We start from the raw sequence: 4,784 nt of genomic DNA, 5'->3' as shown, positions 1-4,784 counted from the left end.
CGCTATGAGCGCAGATCGACCCTGATCACCAGCAATCTGCCCTTCGATGAATGGACGGAAACCTTCGGTTCCGAGCGTCTCACCGGCGCGCTGCTCGACCGACTGACCCACCACGTCAACATCATCGAGATGAACGGCGAAAGCTATCGCCTCGCCAACAGCACAGCCCGTAAACAGCGCTGATCACCATAAAATATCTACCCACGATTGGCCCTAAGGGGCCAGTGCGCCATGGCTCGCGCCAGCTATGTGGCCAGCGCGCGCGCCATGGCGCACCCCCCAACTGGCCGGACTTTACGCCGCCGCCCCGGCCGACTTTTGCTCCGCCGTTGACACCTGAACTTCGCGCGCATGACGAACGCTTTTTCGGCAATCTCAGCCACAATCTGACACCGTATCTGTCGAGACGAGCATTTCCCAATCCGGTGGCGCGCGGCGACTATCCGACCGAGAAGCGTACCGCGCTGGACGACGAAGACTTGACGCGCATTTTTTCGCTCTACGTCATTGATTACTATAATAATAGACCACATTGCGGGCTCAATGGCCAATCACCGGCCAATCGCTGGCGCGAGTTGGAAGACCAGTTCGCGGTGACGGAGCACGCCGACATCCATACCTTGCGCGCAGCGTTCGGCGTGGAGTTCATCCGCAAGCCCTCAAAAAAAGGGATCGAGTTGTTCTCGCATCATTATTCCTGCGATGCGCTTCGGGAGCTTTGGGCACGGGGCCATAAGACACCGCTCCGCGTCAAGGCCGATCCGGCCGATATCGGCGCAATTTCGATCGAAATCAATGGCCGCTGGGAAACAGCGGAGGCCGTTTCCGTGACTCCGCTTTTCGGCGTTTCTTTAGGCGAATGGACCGAGAAATTCCGCGTCATCAAACAGCACTATGCGCATGAAGCGGAATTGTCAGAGCCAATCCGCACGCGAGCAATAGACGAAATCTGTGCCATGGACAAAGCCTCCTGCATCCGGGCGGGCGTCATGCCAGGGGAGCCATCCTACAAGCAGATCAAAGCCATCCAGGCGAACTTATTCCATGACACCAGTTTCAGAACCGGATCCGCGATTATGGAAGCTCCGGCCGAAGGGTTCTTTGGTCAGCGGATCACCCTTCCGGAGGACGATATCGATCCGGCGGCAGAATCAACGGAAAGCATCGCGCCAGAGACCGCCCGCGATATAAGTGACTGGGGATTTGACGATGAGTAAGAAGCTTTTTGCAACCCCAGCCACCGGCCTGGACGAAATTGATCGCGTCCTGGCTCGGCTGCGGGCGAGATTTTTCGCACACCGGCACTATCGTGAACTGCAGCAGAGTTTCGCGACATTGCTGAATCGGCGCCGCGCTGATCTGGAACTTGGCAGCCAGAACGAGGCGCGCGGGATCGCGGTCATCGGCGATTCAGGGTCGGGCAAAACGACGGCCGTCAGGCGCCTCCTTGCAACGCATCCGGATCTGCAGGTTCTGCAGCCGGGGATCGAAAAGGCAGAAGCTGTCAGCCTCAGTCTGCCTTCACCCGCCAGCGTCAAATTCGTGGGTTTGGCCTGCCTGAACGTGTTGGGCTACCCGCTTCGCCGCGACCGGACCTCTGCCATCATCTGGGACCTGGTACAGAACAATCTGCGACTGCGTCAGACGCTGGTCCTGCATTTCGATGAAGCACAGGATTTCTACATCAACCAGAACGCCCGAGAAATGCAGTCGATGATCAACACGCTGAAGGCGTTGATGCAGAATCCCGACTGGCCGGTCAGCATCGTCCTGAGCGGCATGCCGCAGCTTCGCGATCTGATCAATATGGATCCGCAACTGGCCCGACGCTTCACCCCCGTTCATTTCACCAAGCTCGATCCTGCGCAGGACGGTGCGCCAATCATGAAGATGGTTGCAGGTTATGCAGAGGCGGCCAGATTGGAAATGGGCACCGACCTTCATGACAGAAGCTTTGTCCGGCGCTTGATCCACGCAGCGGCGGAAGAGTTCGGGCTGACGGTGGAACTCCTCCTCTCCGCGATTGAAATTGCCCTGCGAGCCGGAAAATCGCAATTGTGCCGTTCATGCTTTATCCAGGCATTCGCCCGGCGGTCTGGATGCATGCCGGATTTCAACCCTTTCCTGCGCGAGGACTATACTTCGATCAACGCGCGATTGCTGTTGCTTGGCCAGGTTCCTGACGAAGCGAACCCAGAACCCAAAAAGAAGGGGCGTAAAAAATGACCGGCCTCGCACTCTCCCTGCAGCCGAAGCCGTTCGAACCTGCGATCAGCATCGCGTCGCGCATCGCCATGAAGCTTTGCGTCCCCAGCGTCTCAGACTGCTTGCGCGACCTCGGGGTCAACTGGCCGCTGTTCCGAAGCGGCCAGCCTAAGGAAATTGAACATTTCGCTGAAATCATTGACACTGATGGCGCGACCCTGCTGCACGAATCCCTTACGCCCCGATCGAGGGGCCAGTTCAGCTTTCGTGGCCATATTCTTGATCGCCGAACGGTCAATCGGCGGGATGTGAAACTATGCCCCCGTTGCATTATGGAGGATCATGAGCGCAGCGGTCCCGTGGGGCGATACGGTCGAACCTACTGGCAGCTGACACAATTCCGGACCTGTCCACGTCATGCGGTTCCCCTCATCTCACTGCCGCAGACGCCTGCATCACAATACGTGCTGGACTTTGCCCGTGTGGTCGAGCGGAATTTTGCGACTGTGCAGCGAGTTGCGGACGCTGCGACATCTCGACCGCACGGTTTCGAGTCCTGGTTGCTGCATCGCCTCACCCGACAAAGTTCACCCCACTGGCTCGACAGACAGGAGGTCAGCGTGATCGCCCAGATCTGCGAACGAGCCGGGGCCGTCCTGTGCTTTGGGGCGACAACAGCCCCTCGGCGGCTGAGCGAGGAGCAACTCGCCACTGCCACGGAGGCGGCATTTCAAAAACTAATAAGCACGGATGACGGTTTCACGCCTCTCCTCCAGGAGATCTGGGATGCTTGCCCATCTACCCGGCCGGGTTATTATCCTGCCCTTGGCAATCTTTGGATCTGGTTGGACAAAGCCAAAGGCGATCCTCGTTACGAGCGCGTTTTACATGACACCGCCGACTTCATCTTCTCGCATCAGGCGATCCCGTCCGGAACAAAATTACTGGGACAGATATGCAAGCAGCGCCGATGCCATTCCGTTCAAAGCGCCGCCGAAACCTACGGACTGAATATTTCCCGCACGGATCGTCTGCTCAAGACCCTAGTCAGGGAAGGACAGGATCTTGCCGTTGATGCTGTTGATCCGATCCTCTCTAGAATCTCTGCCTGTATACCGCGCGTTCGCGCCGCGAAACATCTTGGTGTTTCACCGGACATTTTCGATCGCCTCAAGCGAGGCGGCCAAGTCAATGCAGCATTTCGCGGTGAGAAGGTTGCAGATCTGTATGACATCAAGGAACTCGACCGTTTGCGGCACGCGGTGTTCAGCCGTGCTCAGGCTGTCCATAAGAGGCCACCGAATTCTTCCCGCGTCGCTGCTGCCGTACGCCTCGTCTCGGTCACCTGCGAAGAAATTCTGGCGATGATCGCCGAAGGAAAGCTCGTGTTCGTCGGCCAGGAACCTGGCAATCACAACATGTGCGATCTGTACGTCAATCGCGATGAACTCCGCGATCTGGTCTACGGCCCCGAGGAGCCGCTTCCCGAAGACCATTTCACCATCAACCAGGCCCGCGCCGTGCTATACCTCAACACGATGACCATCGCATGGTTTATGCGCGAGGGATATCTCCGGGCGGCCCCGCACTGGAACGCTCGGCAGCGGCGCCACTCCAGGCTTATTGCCCAGGCCGAACTGGAGGCTTTCGCCGACCAGTACGTCTCCCTCGGCGCACTCGCAGCCGAGGCTCGCATTCAGGCCAATCATGTTGCCCGCAGATTGGAACGAAACGGGATCATTCCGCTTGATTTTCTCGCGCATCTCAACAAGATTTTTCTGAGGGAGGCCGTACAGCCGCCCGAGCATGTAGGAAGGCCCCTGAGATGAAGCCGATTTCTAGTTCAGTTCGCATTTAAAATTTTCGAGAGCATGATGAAGATGATGACAAGCAGAAAAACATGGGATGATATTATCGGATCCTTTCAGGTTTTAAGGAAAGCGACAGACGAGCTTTGGAAAATATGGCGATGGCTTGGCGTCGGACTACTTGGCCTTCTTGCCTACGAAAGAACAGGCGAGATTTCCACCGTAGTGTTTGGAGTAATGATGTCAGCCATTGGAGTTTTTGGCGCGTTCGGTTGGTTAATGGAGTGGAGTATTTTGAGCCTCACAGATAAGGGGAGAAATTCTGGATTTCTCATCTCAGCTCTTCTTTTCTTGTTGTTTATCACGATATGCGGGTTTTTCGCAGTTATGGCATGGGTATACATGACTCTATTAGCGCTTCCCGTCTTTAGGGTCAGGACCCATTGATTTACGCTTGTCGGCGTGATTCACGGTTCGAAAATCGAGCGGTGAACATGTCTGATCTTTTCTGGCTGACGGATGCGCAGATGGCGCGCCTGGAGCCCTTCTTCCCGAAGTCCCATGGCAAACCTCGCGTTGACGATCGACGCGTGCTGAGTGGCATTATCTTCGTCAATCGCAATGGTTTAAGGTGGCGCGACGCACCAAGTGCGTACGGCCCACATAAGACGCTCTACAACCGCTGGAAGCGTTGGAGCGACAAAGGCATCTTCGCGAAGATGATGGCGGGGCTGGCCGCCAAGCACGGTGAGAAGAAGACTGTGATGATCG

Annotated in this window: 6 protein-coding genes; all 6 read left to right on the top strand. The window is 56.8% G+C overall.

Going from position 1 to position 4,784, the window contains the following annotated elements:
• On the top strand, nt 1-183 hold a 183-nt coding region (locus tag M511_RS18785; protein ID WP_176224586.1), incomplete at its 5' end, for an ATP-binding protein.
• A gap of 41 nt (nt 184-224) precedes the next feature.
• Nucleotides 225-1,217 (top strand): hypothetical protein, encoded by a 993-nt coding sequence (locus M511_RS18780; RefSeq protein WP_085503223.1) that lies wholly within the window; start codon nt 225-227, stop codon nt 1,215-1,217.
• Nucleotides 1,210-2,226: a TniB family NTP-binding protein gene (locus tag M511_RS18775; RefSeq protein ID WP_085503221.1), complete on the top strand. Its 1,017-nt coding sequence runs from the start codon at nt 1,210-1,212 to the stop codon at nt 2,224-2,226. Before M511_RS18780 ends, M511_RS18775 begins: the two co-directional genes overlap by 8 nt.
• Nucleotides 2,223-4,034, top strand: coding sequence for a TniQ family protein (locus tag M511_RS18770; RefSeq protein WP_085503219.1), 1,812 nt, complete (start codon nt 2,223-2,225; stop codon nt 4,032-4,034). Before M511_RS18775 ends, M511_RS18770 begins: the two co-directional genes overlap by 4 nt.
• A 51-nt stretch (nt 4,035-4,085) precedes the next feature.
• A complete protein-coding gene (locus M511_RS18765) occupies nt 4,086-4,460 on the top strand; it encodes a hypothetical protein (RefSeq protein WP_085503217.1) in 375 nt (124 codons plus the stop codon).
• A 47-nt stretch (nt 4,461-4,507) separates the two neighbouring features.
• Nucleotides 4,508-4,784: transposase (locus M511_RS18760; RefSeq protein WP_139824627.1), on the top strand; the 277-nt coding region annotated here is incomplete at its 3' end.

The sequence above is a fragment of the Paracoccus sp. J56 genome, assembly GCF_019633685.1.
Classification (GTDB): domain Bacteria; phylum Pseudomonadota; class Alphaproteobacteria; order Rhodobacterales; family Rhodobacteraceae; genus Paracoccus; species Paracoccus kondratievae.
This window is presented reverse-complemented; position numbering and strand designations above follow the sequence as displayed.

Excerpts from the sequence above, each read along its gene's own strand:
- M511_RS18765 (WP_085503217.1), top strand. The coding sequence starts at position 4,086 with ATGATGACAAGCAGAAAAACATGGGATGATATTATCGGATCCTTTCAG.
- M511_RS18770 (WP_085503219.1), top strand. The coding sequence starts at position 2,223 with ATGACCGGCCTCGCACTCTCCCTGCAGCCGAAGCCGTTCGAACCTGCG.
- M511_RS18775 (WP_085503221.1), top strand. The coding sequence starts at position 1,210 with ATGAGTAAGAAGCTTTTTGCAACCCCAGCCACCGGCCTGGACGAAATT.